The 18,843-nt window shown below is 57.8% G+C and carries 16 protein-coding genes and 3 pseudogenes; 6 read left to right on the top strand and 13 right to left on the bottom strand.

The genetic code is table 11. The features are described from left to right. Position 1: 1 nt before the first annotated feature. Both ACZ1HE_RS04700 and ACZ1HE_RS04695 read left to right on the top strand, forming a co-directional pair. Positions 2 to 946 (top strand): fatty acid desaturase family protein, encoded by a 945-nt coding sequence (locus tag ACZ1HE_RS04700; protein ID WP_472619767.1) that lies wholly within the window; start codon positions 2 to 4, stop codon positions 944 to 946. Between the two features lie 96 nt (positions 947 to 1,042). After that, positions 1,043 to 1,456, top strand: a complete 414-nt coding sequence (locus ACZ1HE_RS04695) for a hypothetical protein (RefSeq protein WP_472619766.1) — start codon at positions 1,043 to 1,045, stop codon at positions 1,454 to 1,456. 24 nt (positions 1,457 to 1,480) lie between these two features. Here the strand turns inward: ACZ1HE_RS04695 and hemF are convergent, their stop codons facing one another. From hemF to clpS, 4 genes are all read right to left on the bottom strand, one after another. Further along, complete coding sequence (hemF, locus tag ACZ1HE_RS04690) at positions 1,481 to 2,365, bottom strand: oxygen-dependent coproporphyrinogen oxidase (protein WP_472619765.1); 885 nt, start codon at positions 2,363 to 2,365, stop codon at positions 1,481 to 1,483. Positions 2,366 to 2,374: 9 nt separating this feature from the next. Then, positions 2,375 to 3,175, bottom strand: a complete 801-nt coding sequence (locus ACZ1HE_RS04685; RefSeq protein ID WP_472619764.1) for an SDR family NAD(P)-dependent oxidoreductase — start codon at positions 3,173 to 3,175, stop codon at positions 2,375 to 2,377. 35 nt (positions 3,176 to 3,210) lie between these two features. Continuing rightward, on the bottom strand, positions 3,211 to 4,134 hold the full coding sequence (locus tag ACZ1HE_RS04680) for a class I SAM-dependent methyltransferase (protein ID WP_472624359.1): 924 nt from the start codon (positions 4,132 to 4,134) through the stop codon (positions 3,211 to 3,213). 64 nt (positions 4,135 to 4,198) lie between these two features. Continuing rightward, entirely contained in the window at positions 4,199 to 4,540 is a 342-nt protein-coding gene (gene clpS, locus ACZ1HE_RS04675) for an ATP-dependent Clp protease adapter ClpS (protein ID WP_472619763.1), read from the bottom strand. An 86-nt stretch (positions 4,541 to 4,626) separates the two neighbouring features. Between clpS and ACZ1HE_RS04670 the strand changes: the two genes are divergently transcribed. The 3 genes and pseudogenes from ACZ1HE_RS04670 (at position 4,627) to thiC (ending at position 9,359) form a co-directional block, all read left to right on the top strand. Beyond that, complete coding sequence (locus tag ACZ1HE_RS04670) at positions 4,627 to 5,334, top strand: HAD family hydrolase (protein WP_472619762.1); 708 nt, start codon at positions 4,627 to 4,629, stop codon at positions 5,332 to 5,334. Between the two features lie 400 nt (positions 5,335 to 5,734). Then, complete coding sequence (locus ACZ1HE_RS04665) at positions 5,735 to 7,054, top strand: D-alanyl-D-alanine carboxypeptidase family protein (protein WP_472619761.1); 1,320 nt, start codon at positions 5,735 to 5,737, stop codon at positions 7,052 to 7,054. 506 nt (positions 7,055 to 7,560) lie between these two features. After that, a pseudogene (thiC, locus tag ACZ1HE_RS04660) lies at positions 7,561 to 9,359 on the top strand (phosphomethylpyrimidine synthase ThiC). Between the two features lie 44 nt (positions 9,360 to 9,403). Here thiC and ACZ1HE_RS04655 read toward each other — a convergent pair. From ACZ1HE_RS04655 to ACZ1HE_RS04620, 8 genes and pseudogenes are all read right to left on the bottom strand, one after another. Continuing rightward, a complete protein-coding gene (locus ACZ1HE_RS04655; RefSeq protein WP_108786034.1) occupies positions 9,404 to 10,165 on the bottom strand; it encodes a LamB/YcsF family protein in 762 nt (253 codons plus the stop codon). Continuing rightward, positions 10,162 to 11,174 (bottom strand): annotated as a pseudogene (locus tag ACZ1HE_RS04650) (5-oxoprolinase subunit C family protein). The gene ACZ1HE_RS04655 and the pseudogene ACZ1HE_RS04650 overlap by 4 nt, the downstream one beginning before the upstream one ends. After that, complete coding sequence (locus ACZ1HE_RS04645; protein ID WP_472619760.1) at positions 11,171 to 11,920, bottom strand: 5-oxoprolinase subunit B family protein; 750 nt, start codon at positions 11,918 to 11,920, stop codon at positions 11,171 to 11,173. The pseudogene ACZ1HE_RS04650 and the gene ACZ1HE_RS04645 overlap by 4 nt, the downstream one beginning before the upstream one ends. After that, entirely contained in the window at positions 11,907 to 12,830 is a 924-nt protein-coding gene (locus tag ACZ1HE_RS04640) for a hypothetical protein (protein ID WP_472619759.1), read from the bottom strand. Before ACZ1HE_RS04640 ends, ACZ1HE_RS04645 begins: the two co-directional genes overlap by 14 nt. A 15-nt stretch (positions 12,831 to 12,845) precedes the next feature. Further along, a complete protein-coding gene (locus ACZ1HE_RS04635) occupies positions 12,846 to 14,165 on the bottom strand; it encodes a TRAP transporter large permease (protein WP_085797300.1) in 1,320 nt (439 codons plus the stop codon). A gap of 2 nt (positions 14,166 to 14,167) precedes the next feature. Then, the gene (locus ACZ1HE_RS04630) at positions 14,168 to 14,698 is read right to left on the bottom strand and encodes a TRAP transporter small permease (RefSeq protein ID WP_472619758.1); all 531 of its coding nucleotides are present in this window, start codon (positions 14,696 to 14,698) and stop codon (positions 14,168 to 14,170) included. Between the two features lie 64 nt (positions 14,699 to 14,762). Then, positions 14,763 to 15,740 (bottom strand): TRAP transporter substrate-binding protein, encoded by a 978-nt coding sequence (locus tag ACZ1HE_RS04625; RefSeq protein WP_108786030.1) that lies wholly within the window; start codon positions 15,738 to 15,740, stop codon positions 14,763 to 14,765. A gap of 35 nt (positions 15,741 to 15,775) precedes the next feature. Continuing rightward, positions 15,776 to 17,034 (bottom strand): annotated as a pseudogene (locus ACZ1HE_RS04620) (NAD(P)/FAD-dependent oxidoreductase). Between the two features lie 123 nt (positions 17,035 to 17,157). Here ACZ1HE_RS04620 and ACZ1HE_RS04615 point away from each other — a divergent pair. Then, positions 17,158 to 17,679: a winged helix DNA-binding protein gene (locus ACZ1HE_RS04615; protein WP_472619757.1), complete on the top strand. Its 522-nt coding sequence runs from the start codon at positions 17,158 to 17,160 to the stop codon at positions 17,677 to 17,679. Between the two features lie 11 nt (positions 17,680 to 17,690). Here the strand turns inward: ACZ1HE_RS04615 and ACZ1HE_RS04610 are convergent, their stop codons facing one another. Next, positions 17,691 to 18,818: an enolase C-terminal domain-like protein gene (locus ACZ1HE_RS04610; RefSeq protein WP_472619756.1), complete on the bottom strand. Its 1,128-nt coding sequence runs from the start codon at positions 18,816 to 18,818 to the stop codon at positions 17,691 to 17,693. Positions 18,819 to 18,843: the final 25 nt, after the last annotated feature.

The raw sequence follows: 18,843 nt of genomic DNA, 5'->3' as shown, positions 1-18,843 counted from the left end.
CATGACACCTGGAAAGGCATATCTGAGTACCGAAGAAATTCGCCCCCTGGCCGAGCGATCTAACGCCATGGGCGTCTGGTTGACGCTGCATTGCTGGGGCACGATTGCATTGGCAGTTGCATTATTCGGCCTCTGGCCCAACCCAGTGACATTCATGATCGCTGTCATCGTGATCGGTTCGCGGCAGTTGGGTCTCGCGATCCTCATGCATGAGGCCGCGCACAACGCGCTGTTCAAGAACCGTCGGCTTAACGACGTCGTTGGCGAATGGCTTTGCGGTCGCCCGATATTGGCTGAACTGGCTGCATACCGGCATTATCACCTGACCCATCACCGGTTTACGCAGACGGACAAAGATCCCGATCTGGTGCTGTCTTCCAAGTTTCCGACTTCGCACGCTTCGCTCAAACGCAAATTCACTCGTGATCTGACCGGGCGCACGGGGGTGAAGCAATTGACAGGACAAATTTTGCGGTCGTTTCAATTGGCGGGTGACAAAGAAGCCATGGAAGCCGCGGCTTCGGATTTTGCGCAAAGCTTCAAGGCGCCACAGTTTTGGAAGTCGATGCCTGTGTTCCTAGGCGTCATGCTGATTATGAGCCTGGTCGGAGATTGGTGGTGGGGACTGGCTTTTTGGCTGTTGCCTTACCTGACCTGGTTCCAGTTTGTTTTACGCGTGCGCAACATCGCGGAGCACGGCGCAACAGAACAGTCAGAGAACCCCTTGCAGAACGTCCGCACGACAATGGCCGGACCGCTGGCGCGTTTGTTGGTGGCCCCCTACTGGGTCAACTACCACCTGGAACACCACATGGTCATGCACGTGCCCTGCCATAACCTGCCTAAGATGCACAAAGCGCTTTTGAACAAGGGGCTTGGCTCGCAGATGAAAACCGCCGCGAACTATGGTACGGCCCTACGAGAGGCCGGATGGAGATCTGCGTGATCCATCGATTCCGAAGAGCAAGTACCCAGTTTTTCTGGCATCAAGCAAATTTCGGGCTAAGGTTTTCAAAAATTGGGTTCCGAGAGGTATTTCGTAATGCGTCATAAGTCACCCCTGCTGCTGGCTATTGCACTGATGGTCCCGACCGTTGCAGCCGGATTTCAGGCGTTGAATAGGTTTGAGGTCTACCCCGTCAACAAAAGCGGTGTGTTCGAAGTTGTGAACCGGCACGGTTCCGCGCCCAAGGACTTCTGGTGCGGGGCTGGGGACTATGCAATCCGTGTTCTTCGTACCAGTGCGACACAACGCATCTACTTGGTTCAACCCGTCGGCCCCGCTGTGACAGTGCAGGGTCGCAAAGGTGTTCAATATGCCTTGAGCCCACCACAGGGTGCAAACACAACACCCGGATATTCGGTTTCGGTCAAAAACGTCGGGGACAATATGCCCGCGCACATGGCCCAGAACTACTGCTACGACCGGATCGAAGACGAGCTTTGGCCCTGGTAGGTACAATTCAGGCGAAGATTTCTGTTAGGTCCACTTCGCCATAGGTGGCAGGCTCATCAACACTGCATCGGGGTCGTGACCGGTCTCCAAGCCAAACTTGGTGCCGCGGTCATAGACTAGATTGTATTCAGCATAGAGACCTCGGTGCACCAATTGCGCGTCCTTGTCTGCTTCTGTGAAGGCCATTTTGCGCCGTTGCTCAACAAGTGGCACATAGGCAGGTAGGAAAGCCCGCCCGATGTCTTGGGTCAGTTCGAAGTCAGCTTGCCAGTCACCGGTGCAGTAATCATCCATAAAGATGCCGCCGACGCCTCGAGCGCGTTTGCGGTGCGGAATATAGAAATATTCATCCGCCCAATCCTTGAGCCGGGGATAATGCGCCAATCCATGGGGATCCAGTTGCCTTTTCTGTTCGGCATGAAAATGGGCTGTATCCTCATCATATTCTAGACAAGGGTTCAGGTCAGAGCCCCCTCCAAACCACCAAGCATGCGGTGTCCAGAACATTCTGGTATTCATGTGAACCGCTGGCACATGCGGATTTTGCATATGTGCCACCAGTGAAATCCCACTTGCCCAAAACCTCGGGTCTTCCTTCATACCGGGAATGCCCTTGCGCGCCGCCATGGCCATTTGAGCGCGTTCTCCCAAGGTCCCGTGCACTTCAGAGACATTAACCCCCACTTTTTCGAATACGCGCCCACCGCGCATGACCGACATCAGCCCTCCACCTGCGTCAGACCCATCCTCAGCCGTGCGCCTCGTCGGCGTGACGTCGAACCTGCCCACATCCAATTCCGCAAAAGGCCCGTCGACATGGGAATCTTCCAACGCCTCAAACCGGTCAACAATCTCATCCCGCAAGCTACGAAACCAGGCAGCAGCAGCGACTTTTTCTGTCTCGAACATATCCATGCCTCAGTGTGCGGCCGCGCCTACGGGATCCAACAACGTACGTCCACCATCCAAGGTTAGAATCTGCCCCGTCATGAACGCTGAAGCATCGGACGCCAGAAATTGAGCGGTTTCGGTCAATTCGGTCGGAGAGGCAATGCGCGCCAATGGCGTGTGATCTTCGATGTCGCTACGCGCTTCGCGATTGTCTTTCAGAGCGTTCTGCAAAGACGCACTCATGACAGATCCCAGAGCAATTGAGTTCACCCTAATTCGGTTTGGAGCCAGAGCCACGGCCAGGGAGCGTGTCATCTGATCCAGAGCCGCCGACGCGACCGAATAGCCCAGCAAGTCGGGATGTGTACGCCGCGCAGCAATGGAGGACAGATTAATGATTGACCCGCAAGTTCCTTCGTCCTGATCTTCGGATTGCTTGATCATCCGTTTCGCGACCAGTTGGCTCAGGCGCATCGCTGGAAACAGGTTCTGGTCCAATAAGGTTCGGACAGACGGATCATCAGCATCCAATGGATCAGACGAACTGACCTGACGCGCCGCGTTTACCAGGATGTCGATCTGTTCAAATGCATCGACTGTGGCCGACAGCAGATTGGCAATCGTGAGCTTTTCTCGCAAATCTCCCGCGAAATACCGAACGTTGCCCTCGTCCGCCTGTTCACCCAACTCGCTGATCAACCGCTTTTCGTCCATGTCTGCGAACATCACGTTTGCTCCGGCTTGCGCGAAATGGCGGCCTATGGCCAGACCGATCCCGTTGGCGGCACCGGTTACGATTACGGTCTTACCAGCTATTGAAAAGGACATTTGATCCTCCTGAGTTTGGCGCAGGTTAGCGGTGTTCAGTGACGAGTGCGAGTGGGACGCGACGCATGCAGGATCTTGAAGCGACTATTCCCGGCAACTTCTTCCACATGCTTGAAATGCTGGGTCATTGTGGTCTCATAGGGAAGGTGACGATTGGCTACCAGCCACAAGTGCCCCGATGGAGCCAGTATTCTGGATGCGGTGGCAATGAACCCTTGCCCCAAGGTCGGATCGGCCGCTCGTGACGTATGAAACGGTGGGTTTGTGATAACTGAATCCACTGCCTCAGCCGAACGCCATGTTTGTGCATCGGCCCAATGAAACCGGGCGCGTGGATCGGGCACATTTACCTGCGCGCAATTCAATGCGGTGTGGTCTGCCTCGACTAGATCGAGTGTTTCGATGCCCGGAGTATGTATTACTTTCGCAGACAAAAACCCCCAACCGGCCCCAAGATCCACGACCCGACGGCCCAGTTTTTCCGGCAACACATCAACCAACTGTGCCGAAGCTGGATCAATACCATCTGCTGAGAAAACACCCGGAGCCGTTCGGAAACCATCAACTGTCTGTTCGGTTGGTGCGGCCCAGTCATCGAACTCTCTGTCGGCGGCACAAAACCAAAATATCTTGCCGTGTGCCTTGGATATCGGGCCATGAACCTCGACCCGTTTGCGCACGTCCTTGAGCAGGCTGTCGATCCCATCGGTCTTGGCTCCGTCAACGATCACCCACCCGTCTGATCGAACACAGGCCTGATGGATCACGGCCCGCGCAAGGGCCTTGGCACGCGGTACGAAAACGATAGCCAGATCACAGGGATCACTACCTTCGGGTACACAATCGAACCCCTGTTTCTCGAAATGCTCGAAAAACGGCTTGAAGGGCTGAACGATCTTTGTGGACTTCGGTAAATTGCTCAGGTCGTGTTCTGGTGTGGGCAATACAGCAGACACCACTCCGGACAAGGAAAACGCGCCCGAGATCGAGCGCCAGAGACAGACGGGCGGACATGTCGATGCCTTACTCTTCTTTTTCCATGGTGCATTGCAGGGGGTGCTGATGTCTGCGGGCAAAATCCATTACCTGCCCCACCTTGGTTTCAGCAATTTCGTGACTGAACACACCTACAACCGCCACACCTTTTTTGTGAACGGTCAGCATGATTTCAAACGCCTCTGCGTGTGTCATACCAAAAAACCGCTCCAAAACATGCACTACGAATTCCATCGGTGTATAGTCATCGTTCAGCAACAGCACCTTGTACAGCGGCGGACGCTTGGTCTTGGGCCGAGTTTCAACAAGCACCGAAGTGTCATTGTCGTCGCCTGGCTTGTCCGACATCATCAGGGGTTGTAGCAGCATCGCGCGGATCTATCCGGTTGGTAAACTCGTTTGGTAGTCTGGCTTATATAACCTTCCATCGGGTTTAGAAAAGGGAAAGCGAACAGGTGTTGACGGATCGCAAACTTACCACTGTTGGCTTTGATGCCGATGACACGCTTTGGCACAACGAGCGCTTCTTTCGCCTGACCCAGGATCGCTTTGCAGAACTGCTGGCAGATCACGCCGATCCAGACCACCTGGCCGAGCGGCTGATCGCGGCCGAGCGCAAAAACTTGGGACATTACGGGTATGGGGTGAAAGGGTTTGTTCTATCTATGATCGAAACCGCGATCGATGTAACCGAGGAACGTGTTCCCGCCTCGGTTGTTCGCGAACTTATCGAAGCAGGGCAGGACATGCTGGCCCACCCGATCGAGTTGTTGCCGTACGCTCAGGAAACGGTTGCAACGATTGCTGAAACGCACCGGGTTTTGCTGATCACCAAGGGGGATCTTCTGGATCAGGAACGAAAGTTGGCCCAGTCAGGGCTTGGCGAATTGTTCGACGCTGTCGAGATTGTCAGTGAAAAGACAGCTGCATCTTATGTCACGATTTTTGCGCATCACGGTCACGGACCAGAACGTTCGATGATGGTCGGAAACTCTCTGCGTTCGGATGTCCTGCCTGCGATCGAGGCCGGAGGTTGGGGCGTTCATGTCCCACATCAGTTGACTTGGGAAATCGAACAGGCCGAAGCACCTGGAGACACCTCGCGGTTTCACGAGTTGCAAGACCTTGGCGGTTTGCCAAGTCTGATTTCCGTCCTGGATTGACCTTCTGAGTTTTGGAGCAGGAACAAATCACCTTCGGGTTTCCGCAGACCTATTTTTGGGTTCGGCCGAGATTGTGCTTTGCAGGCAACGGCAGAGTTTTTCTTTACTCCAATTGCGCCTCATTCTTGCCACATTCGCCGGTATTGCGGGCAACCTTGCCTTATACGCTACATCTGGTTTCAAGTTACCGCCGAAAACCGCTTCAGCACTAAAGCTGCGGGTTTATTTTGGGAATCACTGTGTTAGCCTGATCCCAATAAATCAATGAGTCAGCCGGAAAATCGGCGGCCAGAGGCAGACAGAGGCAATAATCGTGCAGGTTCGACGCATAAAGTCGGCCCGTTTGGGCCTTATTATTCTCACAGCATTGTGGTTGTGCGTTCTGATTCCGCTCAGCGCGATGTCAGCACCCTATGCGGCAATGGTTATTGATGCCCGCACGGGTGAAGTTCTGCATGCACGCAATGCAGACACCCGCCTACATCCGGCATCGCTGACAAAGATGATGACCCTGTACATCGCTTTCGAAGCGGTGCGGAATGGCGAGATCACACTAGACACCAAGGTACGCATCACCCAAAAAGCGGCAAGCGAGCCGCCCTCCAAATTGGGTTTGCGCTCAGGTCAACGGATTGCATTCCGGTATCTAATTCGAGCAGCCGCAGTGAAGTCGGCCAACGATGCCGCCACGGCCATCGGTATTGCCATCAGCGGTTCCGAGGCCGCCTTTGCCCGCCGCATGACACGCACAGCCAAAGCCTTGGGCATGACACGCACCACGTTCAAGAACGCACATGGCCTGACAGAGAGCGGTCACATGTCGACCGCGCGGGACATGACGACACTGGGGCGGCATCTGCTATACGACTACCCGCAGTACTACAACCTGTTCTCTCGCAAATCGACCAACGCCGGAATCAAATCGGTCAACAACACCAATCGTCGGCTGCTGGGAGCTTACAAGGGAGCAGATGGGATCAAGACCGGATACACCCGCGCGGCGGGTTTCAACCTCGTGGCATCGGCGAAACGTGGCAATGAACGGATTATCGCAACTGTGTTTGGCGGCAAGTCGACTTCTTCCCGGAATGCCAAGGTCGCTGAACTGCTCGACTTGGGGTTCCGTCGGGCACCGTCCCGGGCACCGATCCGCAAACCGAACCGTCCGGCCTATGTCGGCAACACTTCGGATGTAGGAAGCAAAACAATCCGTTTGGCAGGCGCGCCCAAGACCAGCCTGCGCCCAAAGACGCGCCCAATTGCATCTGCATTGTTGGTGGCCGAAGCCGCCGAACAGAACAAGGACCGTATTCAGGCTGGAATCTCCGAAGCAATCGCCTCGGTTGACGCGAACACGGCCGCCACTTCGGACACGCGTCCGGCCTTGAGACCTGAAAACCTAGTCCTGACTTCTGCTAATGCTGAACCTTCACCTCCTCCTCAACCGGAGCAGGAGGTCGTCACGCGGTTGTCGACGTCGGGAGGCCATCACTGGGGCATCAATGTCGGGCGCTACACCAATCGGTACTTGGCCGAGAAAGTTTTGTTGCGCACAGCACTGGCCGAAATGGCAACATTGGACGGAACGCTGCGCAAGGTGAACCAGTCGAGCCGAGGGTTTGATGCGACATTTCAAGGCATGACCCGCGACCAGGCGGATCTGGCCTGTCGTCGCCTCAAGGCGCGCAATGTGACTTGTTTCATGATCGGCCCCTCCTAAGAAAACTACCCCCAGAACTACCTCGTAAGATCTGACCGCGGACTTCCGCGGTCATTTCTTGTGCGGCGGCCAATTTTCAACTGGAAAGGGCATTCCCGCCCGTTGTCGATGTTTCTGACGAAACACCTACTCCCGTTGGGTCTGGCCTCGCTACGCTCGGCGGTTGGCGCTTGTCGATAAACATGTGCGCCAAGCGGACAGCGCTTTCGGAATTGGCCTTATCGCCGACTTCGAACTGGAGCGTGGCCTACGCCGTATTCACCGACTATCCAAGGCGCACGCAGGGGGTCCCACCGAGGGGACTGAGAGGCTGACAGTGCAAAACGCACGGCGACGCGACCCTTTGAACCTGACCCAGTTGATACTGGCGGAGGAAGCTAGGGCATCGCAATCGCCGGGATCATGACCCGTTGCGCTGTCTGACGAGATGGGGCCGTACACCCCTCTGTGCATCCAAGCCCTCTTCATCTGTGTCTTTTTAAGTGAAACGCTTGAGGAGCACTGACATGAACGTCCCCAATCCAAAGATCACCACGGGTGGCCTGCCCGCCGCGCGCAAAATTTATGTACCCGGCACGCGGCATCCCGACATCCGGGTGCCGATGCGCGAAATCTCGGTCCACCCGACCGCCGGAGAGCCCCCCTCCCCGTCTATGACAGTTCAGGGCCCTACACAGATCCCGACGTGCAGATCGACATCAAACAAGGCCTGCCCGCACTGCGTCGCGCCTGGATCGAAGCGCGTGGTGACGTCGAAGATTATCAGGGGCGCGAAATCACCGCTGCTGACAACGGTTTTGTCGAAGGCGACCGGCTGACGCCCGAATTTCCGATCAAGCCCCGCCCCCTGCGCGCTAAGGACGGCAAGGCAGTGACGCAACTCGCCTATGCACGCGCCGGCATCGTCACGCCCGAGATGGAGTTTATCGCCATCCGCGAAAACCAGTTGCGCGAGGCGGTGGCCGAAGTCCGCGACGGCAACGACTGGGGCGCCAACATCCCCGACTACGTCACGCCCGAATTCGTCCGGGACGAGGTTGCCGCAGGCCGCGCCATCATCCCTGCCAACATCAACCACCCGGAATCCGAGCCGATGATCATCGGCCGCAATTTCCTGGTCAAGATCAACGCCAACATGGGCACTTCGGCTGTTACATCCAGCATGGAGGAAGAGGTCGACAAGATGGTCTGGTCGATCCGCTGGGGAGCGGACACGGTCATGGACCTATCCACTGGTCGCAATATCCACAACACCCGCGAATGGATCATCCGCAACAGTCCTGTACCCATCGGGACCGTGCCGATGTACCAAGCGCTGGAAAAGGTGAACGGCATCGCCGAGGACCTGACGTGGGAGGTGTTCCGTGACACTTTGATCGAACAGGCCGAACAGGGCGTGGACTATTTCACCATCCATGCCGGTGTGCGCCTTCACATGGTGCCGATGACCGTGAATCGTGTGACTGGCATCGTCTCGCGTGGTGGCTCGATCATGGCCAAGTGGTGTCTGCATCATCACAAGGAGAGCTTCCTCTACGAGCATTTTGACGAGATCTGCGACATCTGTCGGGCCTATGACGTGTCGTTCTCTCTGGGCGATGGTCTGCGACCCGGTTCCATCGCCGATGCCAATGATGAGGCGCAGTTTGCCGAACTTGAAACTTTGGGTGAGCTGACCAAAATCGCCTGGGCCAAGGACTGCCAAGTGATGATCGAGGGCCCGGGCCACGTCGCCATACACAAGATCAAAGAGAACATGGACAAACAGCTGGAGTGCTGCCACGAGGCACCGTTCTATACGCTTGGGCCGCTCACCACGGACATTGCACCGGGCTATGACCACATCACATCCGGCATCGGGGCCGCGATGATCGGCTGGTTCGGCTGTGCGATGCTCTGCTATGTGACGCCCAAGGAGCACCTCGGCCTGCCGGATCGTGACGACGTCAAAACAGGGGTGATCACCTACAAGATCGCCGCCCATGCCGCCGATCTGGCCAAGGGTCTGCCGGGGGCGCAACGCCGCGATGATGCCCTGTCGCGGGCTCGGTTCGAATTCCGGTGGGAAGATCAGTTCAACCTGTCACTCGACCCGGAAACCGCGCGCGAATTCCACGATCAGACCTTGCCGAAACAGGCCCACAAGGTCGCACATTTCTGTTCCATGTGCGGGCCTAAATTTTGCTCGATGCGGATATCGCACGACATCCGGGCCGAGGCGCAAAAAGAAGGGATGGAGGCCATGGCCGCCAAGTTCCGTGAAGGCGGTGATCTCTACATGCCAGCCAAAGAACCGGCCGAGTAACGAGTGCGGGGGCCGTGAGTTCAACGGCCCCCATTTTCCAGCGTTCAGCGCACGAACTTGGTCACCTCGACCCCGCCTTCGGTCAGGCAGCGTTTAACCGAGCGAGCGATCTGCAACGCTGTCGCCCCATCGCCATGCAGACAGATGGTGTCGATCGAGGTCTCCAGCCGCTTGCCGCTCTCGGTGATGATCGCGCCTTCCTTGACCATTTCTAGGATACGCGGCCCTGCCACGTTCGCATCATGGATAACGGCCCCCGGCAGCGACCGATCCACGAGCGTGCCGTCATCATTATAAGCCCGGTCGGCAAATATCTCGCCAACCCATTTGCAGCCCAGTTCCCGCACGGCCTCTTCCTGCTTGGTCACGGCCAGCACCATCACGATGATGTCCGGATCCACGTCCAACGCGCCCTGATAACAGGCCCGCGCCATGTCCAGATCAACCGAGCACATGTTGGCCAGCGCTCCATGCAATTTCAGATGCCGCACCTTGGTGCCCACGGCCTGCGCCATGCCAATCGCCGCCCCCAGCTGATAGCGCACCAGATTGCGCAGAGAGGCATGAGGCACCTTCATGTTGCGGCGACCAAACCCTTGCAGGTCGGGAAAGCCGGGATGCGCCCCGATACCGACATCGTTTTCAGCCGCGATTGTCATGGTCTTGGCCATCACATCCGGGTCCCCCGCGTGAAACCCACAAGCAATGTTGGCCGAGGTGATCACCTGCAACAGGTTCTCATCATCGCCCATCTTCCAGGGGCCAAAGCTCTCGCCCATATCCGCGTTCAGATCGACTTGGGTCATTGGGGGTCTCCTTTTTCGGTGGCCGAGACCACACCACTGATGAGTTGGTAGGACAGCAAGTCCGAAATGTCATGCGGGTTGCGTACCAATGCCTCGGTCTTGCTGGGCAAACGCCCCAGATCGCGCACGAAAGCCGCTTGCAGATCTGCCGCCTCTTCTAGCGTCACAAACTTGAACCGGATCGCCCCCCTGCCGGTGTCTGCGCCGCGCGGGGCAAGTCACACGGCAACACGGTTGCAATCCGGGGGTATCCTCCGGTCGTCTGACATTCGTTTAGCAGGATGAAAGGGTTGCCGGTGCCCGTCATCTGGATATCGCCTGGCGTGATAACCTCGGACAGGATATTGAGCTGCCCCTTGGCGGCAAAGCCCTCGCCCGCACTGTCCAGCTGCATTCCCATGCGGTTGGCCCGGGGACCGCGTGTGAACTCTGTCTGCTCGAACCGGGCCCGGGTCGCGTCGTCAAACAGGTCGCTCTGGAAACTGCGCACAACATGTAGAGTGCCGCCCTGAAACCGGTCGGACACGGCGATCTTTTGCCCAGCGTCCCCATCGTCTTGCCCAACAGGCAGCGCATCGCCCGCTGCCGCCACTTGCCCCACCTTGGCTGTCAGATGCACGGCACGCGATCCAAGGAACGGGTCAGAGGCAATCCCGCCACCCACATGCAAGTAGCCATAGCTGCCCCGCGACACGGCCCCAAGGCTCAGGTGCTGCCCCTTGAGCAGCTGATGCGAGGCATTCCAGACCGCAGGCGTTCCATCAATGCTGCACGCCATCGGCGCCCCAGTCAGGGCGATGCGCATGTCCTGGGACGCTTCGAACTCGCCCCCGATCCCAGCCATCTCCAACGCGGCAAGCTGCGGCGATTGGCCCAGCAACGCCGCGCCCTCGTGCAAGGCCATCAGATCGGCAGCACCCGCCCGCGACAATCCCTGTTCGGTATACCCAAAGCGCCCTTGATCCTGGATCGTACACGCGGGACCGATGCGAAGAACACGCAAACTCATGCCTCGATCTCCTCGATCTGCGCACCACCATAGCCATCTTCATTGCGGGTGCGGATCTCGTCCAACTCATCAGGCGTGATCGACACAAACTGCATCTCGTCCCCGGGGTTCAGTGCAAACGTCGGCGTACGCTCCGGCTGAAAACACCGAAAGGCCGTCTGCCCCACATGCCGCCAACCCGTAGGCGTAGGCCCCGAAAACAGCACAAACTGCGAGATCGCCAGCACCAATGCACCCTCTGGCACCATGGGGTTCAGCTCTTTGAGGCGCGGGATGTCAAACGCAGGCTCCAGCGGCCCAAGATATGGCTGACCCGGCGCAAACCCGATGGTGAGCACCCGGACACGGGACGATGCGAGCCTTTCGACCGCGTCCGAGGCCGACAGGCCCGCGGCCGCAGCCGCATCTTCGAGTTGCGGCGCAAGGTCTGTTCCATAAACCGTGGGAACACGCCAAAACTTGCGCCCCTTTGGCAGGCGCGCCGCGTACCAGTCACGATCTGCCAACAACCGGTTCAACCAACCTTCACACTCAACGTGGCTCAACTGTCCCGGATCAAACCGCACATAGGCAGATGCCAGAGAGGTCGAAGTCTCAATGACACCCGATGGCCGTTCGGCCTCCATCATCCCCCGAAAAGCCAAAGCAGCACGGTTCGATGTTTCGGTCATCGTGTCCGCAAAAGTCACAAGCATCCCGTCCAGCCCGACATTGCGCACCAGAGGGAATTGGTCAGCGTGGGTCATAGAGCCTCCGCAACAGGGTTGGGGTCAGGTACATGGGAAACTGGTAACACCCCAGGAAAATCAACAACGGTTCGGTTATCTCGGGCGAAAGCGCCACAAAGAAAAGAGCAAAGTTCCGGTTCCCCGAAACGATCGAAATCGGAACGGCATCCGTGCGTCCTTTGGCCTTCAGCAACGCATAGGTTACGATCTGCGCGCCAAAGTTGATGGCAAAAGCCGCGACCAGCCAGAACGCTAGCTCTGCCGGATCTCGGGCAAAGGCCGGGCGGATCGCGGACATCAATGCAATCACGATGATGGCCAGGGCAATCACAGTCAGCCCGTCTACGGCGCTGCGACGCTCCTCCGACAGCTTCGGGAACCCGAAGTGTCGTAAAGCAAACCCCAACACCGCCGCGATCAGGATCACTACCAACAACCGCCCTGCCGCCAGCAGTGTCGCCTGCAATCCGCCGAGTTCGGGCAACAGATACATCACCGGAACGCAGGTCAGCGGCAAGATCGCCGTGCCCAAGATCAAGAGCCGCAACGCAGGCGCCGGATCATGCCCCAGCAGGATCGAGAAATTTGCCGAACCTGTTACCGACGGCGCGGCCAACATCAGGACGATGGCCATAGCCAGCGGGGTGAACTGCGCCCCGAAAACCCATAGCCCGAACAAGAACAACAGCGGCAGCCCCAGTTGCAGGCACAACGCCGTGACAGCCGTGGTGCGTAAGTCACCCAGATTTCCCATAGCCTCGCGCGGGCCGATCCGAAACGCAGTCAGAAAGAGCAGCAGGGCCACCATTTCCGGGATCCAAGGCCTGAGGATGATGGCCAGGTCAGGCAATGCCAACCCCGCCACCAATCCGATGATCAGACCAAACTTTCCATGCCGGGCGATGAACGCCAGCCCACTGCCGAACATGTCAGGTCCTTTACCTTAGCCACCTGGCCCGGATCGTAGATTGTCGGGCAACCAGGTCGCAAGGTCGGGGAAGGCAATGAGGACAAAGACCATCAGCACCATGATCATGAACATCGGGAAGGCCGCACGGGCAATGAATCCCATCTCATGCTGCGTCATCCCCTGCATCACAAACAGGTTGAACCCGATGGGCGGCGTGATCTGTGCCATCTCAACCACCACCACGATGAAGATACCGAACCAGATCAGGTCGATGCCCGCTTCGCGAACCACAGGTTCCAGTACCGCCATGGTCAGAACCACGGTCGAAATCCCGTCCAGAAAACAGCCCAGGATGATGTAGAACACCAGTAGGACCATCAGCAGCCAGAACTTGGTGAATTCCCACCCTGCGATCAACTCGGCCAGTTCCTTGGGCAGGCCGGTCTTGGCCATCGCAAACTTCAGGAAGGCAGACCCCGCAAGGATCAGCGCGATCATGGCCGAGGTCCGCACCGCACCGATGGTGCTGTCGCGGAAGGTCTGCCAGTTCAGCGACCCTTGGATCAGTGCCAGAACCCATGCGCCGACCACACCAATGGCCGCAGCCTCGGTCGGGGTGGCAAAGCCCAGGTACATCGAGCCGATCACGGTCAGAACCAGCAGGATCACCGGGATCAGAAAGCGTGAGTTCTTGAGTTTGTCCATAAAGGACATCCCGTCTTCTTGCGACGGGTTCCAGCTCTTGGAGAGTTTGGAATAGACCGCCACATAGATCATGAACATCGAAGCCAGAACCAGACCTGGCAGAACGCCCGCAAAGAACAGTTTGATGATCGAGACACCATCAATGGTCACGCCGTAGACGATCAGCGTCAGCGACGGCGGGATCATCAGGCCAAGTGTCGCCGCACCGGCCAAGGTGCCGATCGTCATCGTCTCGGGGTAGTTACGTTTGCGCAGTTCCGGGATCGACATCTTGCCCACGGTGGTCAGGGTCGCGGCGGATGATCCGGACACGGCCGCAAAGACGGTACAGCCGACGATGTTGGCATGCACCAAACCACCCGGCAGTTTTGCCATCCACGGCGACAGGCCTTTGAACATGTCCTCAGACAAGCGCGTTCGAAATAATATCTCGCCCATCCAGATGAACATTGGCAAGGCTGCAAGTTCCCAGGATTTCGAGGCAGACCAGATCTGGCTGACCATGTCCTGTCCGATGGTACGTGAATTTGAAAAGAGCTCCAGCGCGACCCAGCTGACGCCCATCATGGCGATGCCAACCCAGACGCCGCTGCCCAAGAGCAGGAAAAGAACCGCAAGGAAGATTACGACAAGTACGACATAATCCATTGTCAGACCTCCTGCGTTTCGACGTTGTCGTGCTGGATGCGATGCTCACCCTTGAAGATCAGGTGCAACAGATGGTCGGTCAGCGCGATGGCTAGGATCACACCACCGATCACCATGACCGATTGCGGAATCCACAGCGCGGTTCTGTCCTGCGCCTGGCTGACATCGTTGAACTTCCACGACCAGAACACGAACTGGCGCGCATGCCAGCAGAAATACCAGACCACAGCGGCGGAGACGGCAAAGCACCAGATATCTACATAACGCTTCATGCCCGGTCCAACCGCATTGAGCAGCAGCGACACCCGGATGTGCGAGCCGCGATTAAGCGCCGCTGCAAATCCCAGAAACGAGGCCGCCGCCATGAAATAAGCCGCGTATTCCGGCGCACCGGGGAATACCTCGGACGACCAACGGGCCAGCATTTGCAGCAAGATCAGAACCAGGATGGCGATCATGCAGAGCGCCGCGAGTATCTCTGCAAGTCTGTATATGTAATCGAGAACTGCCCTAAGGCCGCGCAGAACGCCCATGATGTCACCCTCCCGTCGGATGGAATTCGGGCGGCACGTGACGCGCCGCCCGGTGTTTCAGTCGTTACTGTGACGCCTTGAAGGCATCGACGATGGCTTTGCCCTCGTCACCGGCGGCTTCGAGCCACTCGTTGGTCATGGTAACGCCAATTTCCTTCAGCTCGCCGGTCATCTGTTCAGACGCCGGACCAACGCTCATGCCACCGTCACGCAGACCTTGCAGCGTGAAACCGGTGTATTCCTTGGCGCGCCAGTTGCCCGCGTATTCCGCCAGCTCGGCACAGCCTTTGATGACGTTCTTGTGCGCGTCGGCGGTTTCAGCCCACACTTCGGAGTTTACCATCACGTAGTTGCGCGGCAGCCAAGCATCCACTTCGTAGAAGAATCCCAGGCTTTCCCAAACCTTGCGGTCGTAACCGGTTGAACCCGACGAGACCATGGATTCCGCCACACCAGTGGCAAAGGCCTGGCTGATTTCAGCCGCTTCGATGGTCACAGGCAGCATGCCAGTCAGTTCTGCCAGACGCGAGGTGGCGTTGTTGTAGCTGCGGAACTTGATACCCTTCATTTCGGCGACCGAGTTCACCTCGTTCTTGAAATACAGCCCCTGAGGCGGCCACGGAACAGCATAGAGCAGTGTCAGATTCTGCTCGGCCAGCAGCTTTTCGATCGACGGCTTGGCCGCTTTCCACAACTTGGCGCTGTCATCAAACGAGGTGGCCAGGAACGGGATTGAGTCAAAGCCAAAAAGCGCGTTTTCGTTCTGGTGACCCGACAGCAGTCGCTCGCCAATCGGGGCCTGACCAGTCTGGATCGCGCGCTTGATATCGGCGCCTTTGAACAATGAACCCGACGGGTGGGTCACGATTTCAATTTCGCCACCAGTGCCGGTGGTCACGCATTGGGCAAACTCCGCACCGGTCGCCGAGTGGAAGTTCGACGCCGAATAGGCCATCGGCATGTCCCAGGTTTCCGCCACAGCGGGCAGTGCACTGGCCGCGGTCAGCGCTGTAGCAGCCATCAGGTTGGTAAAGGTTTTCATTATCTTCTCCCTTGGTTGGACTGTCTTTTTTGGTTCTATCCGGCCTTCGTATAGCGGGCCGGTGAATAGATGCTCAGATCAATGTTGGGCGCTTTGCCCGAGATGAGTTGCGCCAGGATACGGCCCGTCTTGGGCCCGCCGGTCAGGCCGATATGGTGGTGCCCGAAACCAGTGTAGGCCCCTTTTAGGTGCGGCAGCTCGCCAATCACCGGGATCGAGATCCGCCGGTGCGGGACGATGGCCCAACCATTCGGTCACATGCGACGCCCGCAGCCCCGGAAACACTTTGCTGGCATTGCGACGCAGCAGATCCAGTGGCGCCTCGGACGGGCCAGCCTCCAGCCCGCCGAACTCAACGGTGCTAGGCCAAACGCAAGCGTCCCTCCATCGGGGTGGCCACGAATTTATACGCCGCGACCATGACAGGTGTCTTGGGCATCACGGTGGGTTCCCAGAATTCCAGATGATAGCCGCGCTCGGCCTCAAGCGGAACGTCGATCCCCAGTTTTTTCGTCAGCGCCCCGGACCAAGCCCCTAATGCCACGACGGCTGTGTCACATGAGATTGTGTCACCACCTGCTCGTACGCCTGTCACTTGGCCGTTCTCACGCGCGATGTCGTCGACATCAGCGATGATCAGTTTGCCACCCTGAGACACGAAGAAATCGGCAAGATCCTTGATGTACTGCCCCGGATCGCGAATGCGTCCGTGGTCTTTCAGCCGCGCGGCAAAGCCTAGATCAGGAGAGTAAACGTCGTCAAAATTGCGGAACGCCTGCCCTTCGAGTTCGTCCCACTGGAACCCGTTCGTCTTGCGCAGGCCCCAGCCAAACGCGTCCGTGCCATAGTGTTCACGGTCATTGTAGGCAAAGATGTAGTCGGTCGGCACGATCCAATGCTCGGCCCCCGTCCCTTCGGCCAACGCCAGATGGTCCTGCAAGCTGTCACCAACAATGGGCGTCAAAGCTTCGGCGATCCGCCGGGTGTCATCAGCGTTGGCATGGCTCATGTATTTGGTCAACCACGGAAGCAGTTTGGGCAGATAGCTCCACTTCAGGAACAGTGGTTGATTGGGGCTGAACAGCATTTTGGGTGCCTTGGCCAACAGACCCGGCCCCGTCACCGGCACGATCGAGCACGACGCCAATATGCCGCCGTTGCCATACGATGTCCCTTCGGCGGGCCCCTTGCGGTCGATGATGGTGACCTTGTGCCCTTCCCGTTGCAACCAGATCGCGGTCGAGACACCAACGATGCCCGCCCCGATCACAACAACGGTCTTGCTGTCCTGCATCACACCCCTCCTCCGGCTGTGAATTGACCTGTGTCTGGTGATTCCAATGCCGTAAGCATGTCACTTTTTTGCGATACGTCAACAAAATGTTGACAAATTATCATCGTTTGCCATTCTCTACCCATGAGCAAAACCTCTGACACACTTGGCCCCGTTGTTTCCTCGGCCCATCTGGCCGAAGGGAGCTTTCCCGAAGTTTCCGAGTTCGAATTTGGCCTGATCATTGCCAACAACGCTTTTTCGCGCTGGACCGAACGGGCCATGGCCGCGGCCGGGCATCCCGAGCTGTCGGCGTTGGACGTTCTGGTCTTGCACACAGTGCGCCATCGCGGGCGCCCCAAAAAGCTGGCCGACATTTGTCTGGTGCTGAATGTCGAAGACACGCACAACGTCAATTACGCAGTAAAAAAGCTGAAGAAGTCCGGGCTGGTCAGCGACGGGCGCTTGGGTAAGGAAAAGACGGTTGAGGCGACGGATCAAGGTATTGCCGTATGCGACCGCTACCGCAAGATTCGCGAGAATCTGTTGCTTAACGCCATGAACGAGCTTGGCTTTGAACCCGACCAACTCAGCCGCCTGTCCGCGCTGATGCGCCTGATGTCCGGCCAATACGACCAGGCCGCCCGCGCCGCGACGGCGTTCTGAAGCTCTGCCGCTCATGACGATGCCCTGACAGCAAAACGTTTCATCTTGTCCAGATCAGGCCGCCCGCCCAGACCTGCAGTATCCGGCACAATCACCTGACCGTTTTCCACCTGAAACGGCGTTTCCAGAATATCTTCGGTCAGGAAATAGCTGGCCTGATAGAACTCACATCCCAGCGTGATCTCGGGCGTTGCCGCGATCATGTGAGTTCCCGCAAGATGCGCCAGACCAGCTTCGAACATGTCACCACCGTAAGCCATCAACCCGTTGGCCGCCGCAATGCGAGCAACCGATTGCCCCCGGGTGAGGCCGCCGGATTTCATGATCTTGATCGATACGCCATCACAGATCCCTTCACGGGCGGCACGAACCATATCCTCGGGCCCAAACACGCTCTCATCCGCCAACAAGGGAACATCAGTGATTCCACGCAGTTGGGCCATCATATCGAAGTGGTGAAAACGCACAGGCTGTTCGATGAAGTCGGGCTGGAACTGCGCTATATCCAGAACGCGAGGGATCGCCTCTTCGATCTCGAGCCCTTGGTTATAGTCGACACGCACGCCAAACTCGGGGAAATCCTGAGCAATCCGTTCAAGGCGCATTACGTCAAACGCGTGGTCTTTGAACCCGGTCTTGAGCTTGATGAGGCCAACGCCATCGGCCCGCAAACGCTCCATCAAATCAATGTCGGCATCAAAATTCGGGTTTGCGATGGAACAGCTCAGCGGAATGGTATCGCGACATTTACCGCCCAAGAAAGCCCAGACCGGCAGGCCAGTGATGTGTCCGGACAGATCCAGCAAGGCAGATTCCAGCGCCGCCTTTGCCTCAGTGCAATGGGCCACCGCGCGCTGCGCCTTGGCCATGATAGCGGCCCGATCACCCACCTTTTGCCCAACCACCAAGGGCCGCAAATACCGATCCAGCGCGGCATAGGTCGCCTCGGGCGTGCCTGTGAACACGGACCAGGGAGAGGCCTCGCCAAACCCTTGATCTCCACTTTCAGATGTCAGGCGCAGGACAACGATCTCACACGATCCCTCGACCCGACCAATGCCATGATCGCGCGCCGAAACAACCGGCACGGCCAAATGCCAAACATCAAACCCCGTAATGGTTTGCGACAAATCTGACATGCAGCCCCCATCCTTTTGTGCGCAC

The sequence above is a fragment of the Falsiruegeria sp. JB4-1 genome (genome assembly GCF_055693495.1).
This window is presented reverse-complemented; position numbering and strand designations above follow the sequence as displayed.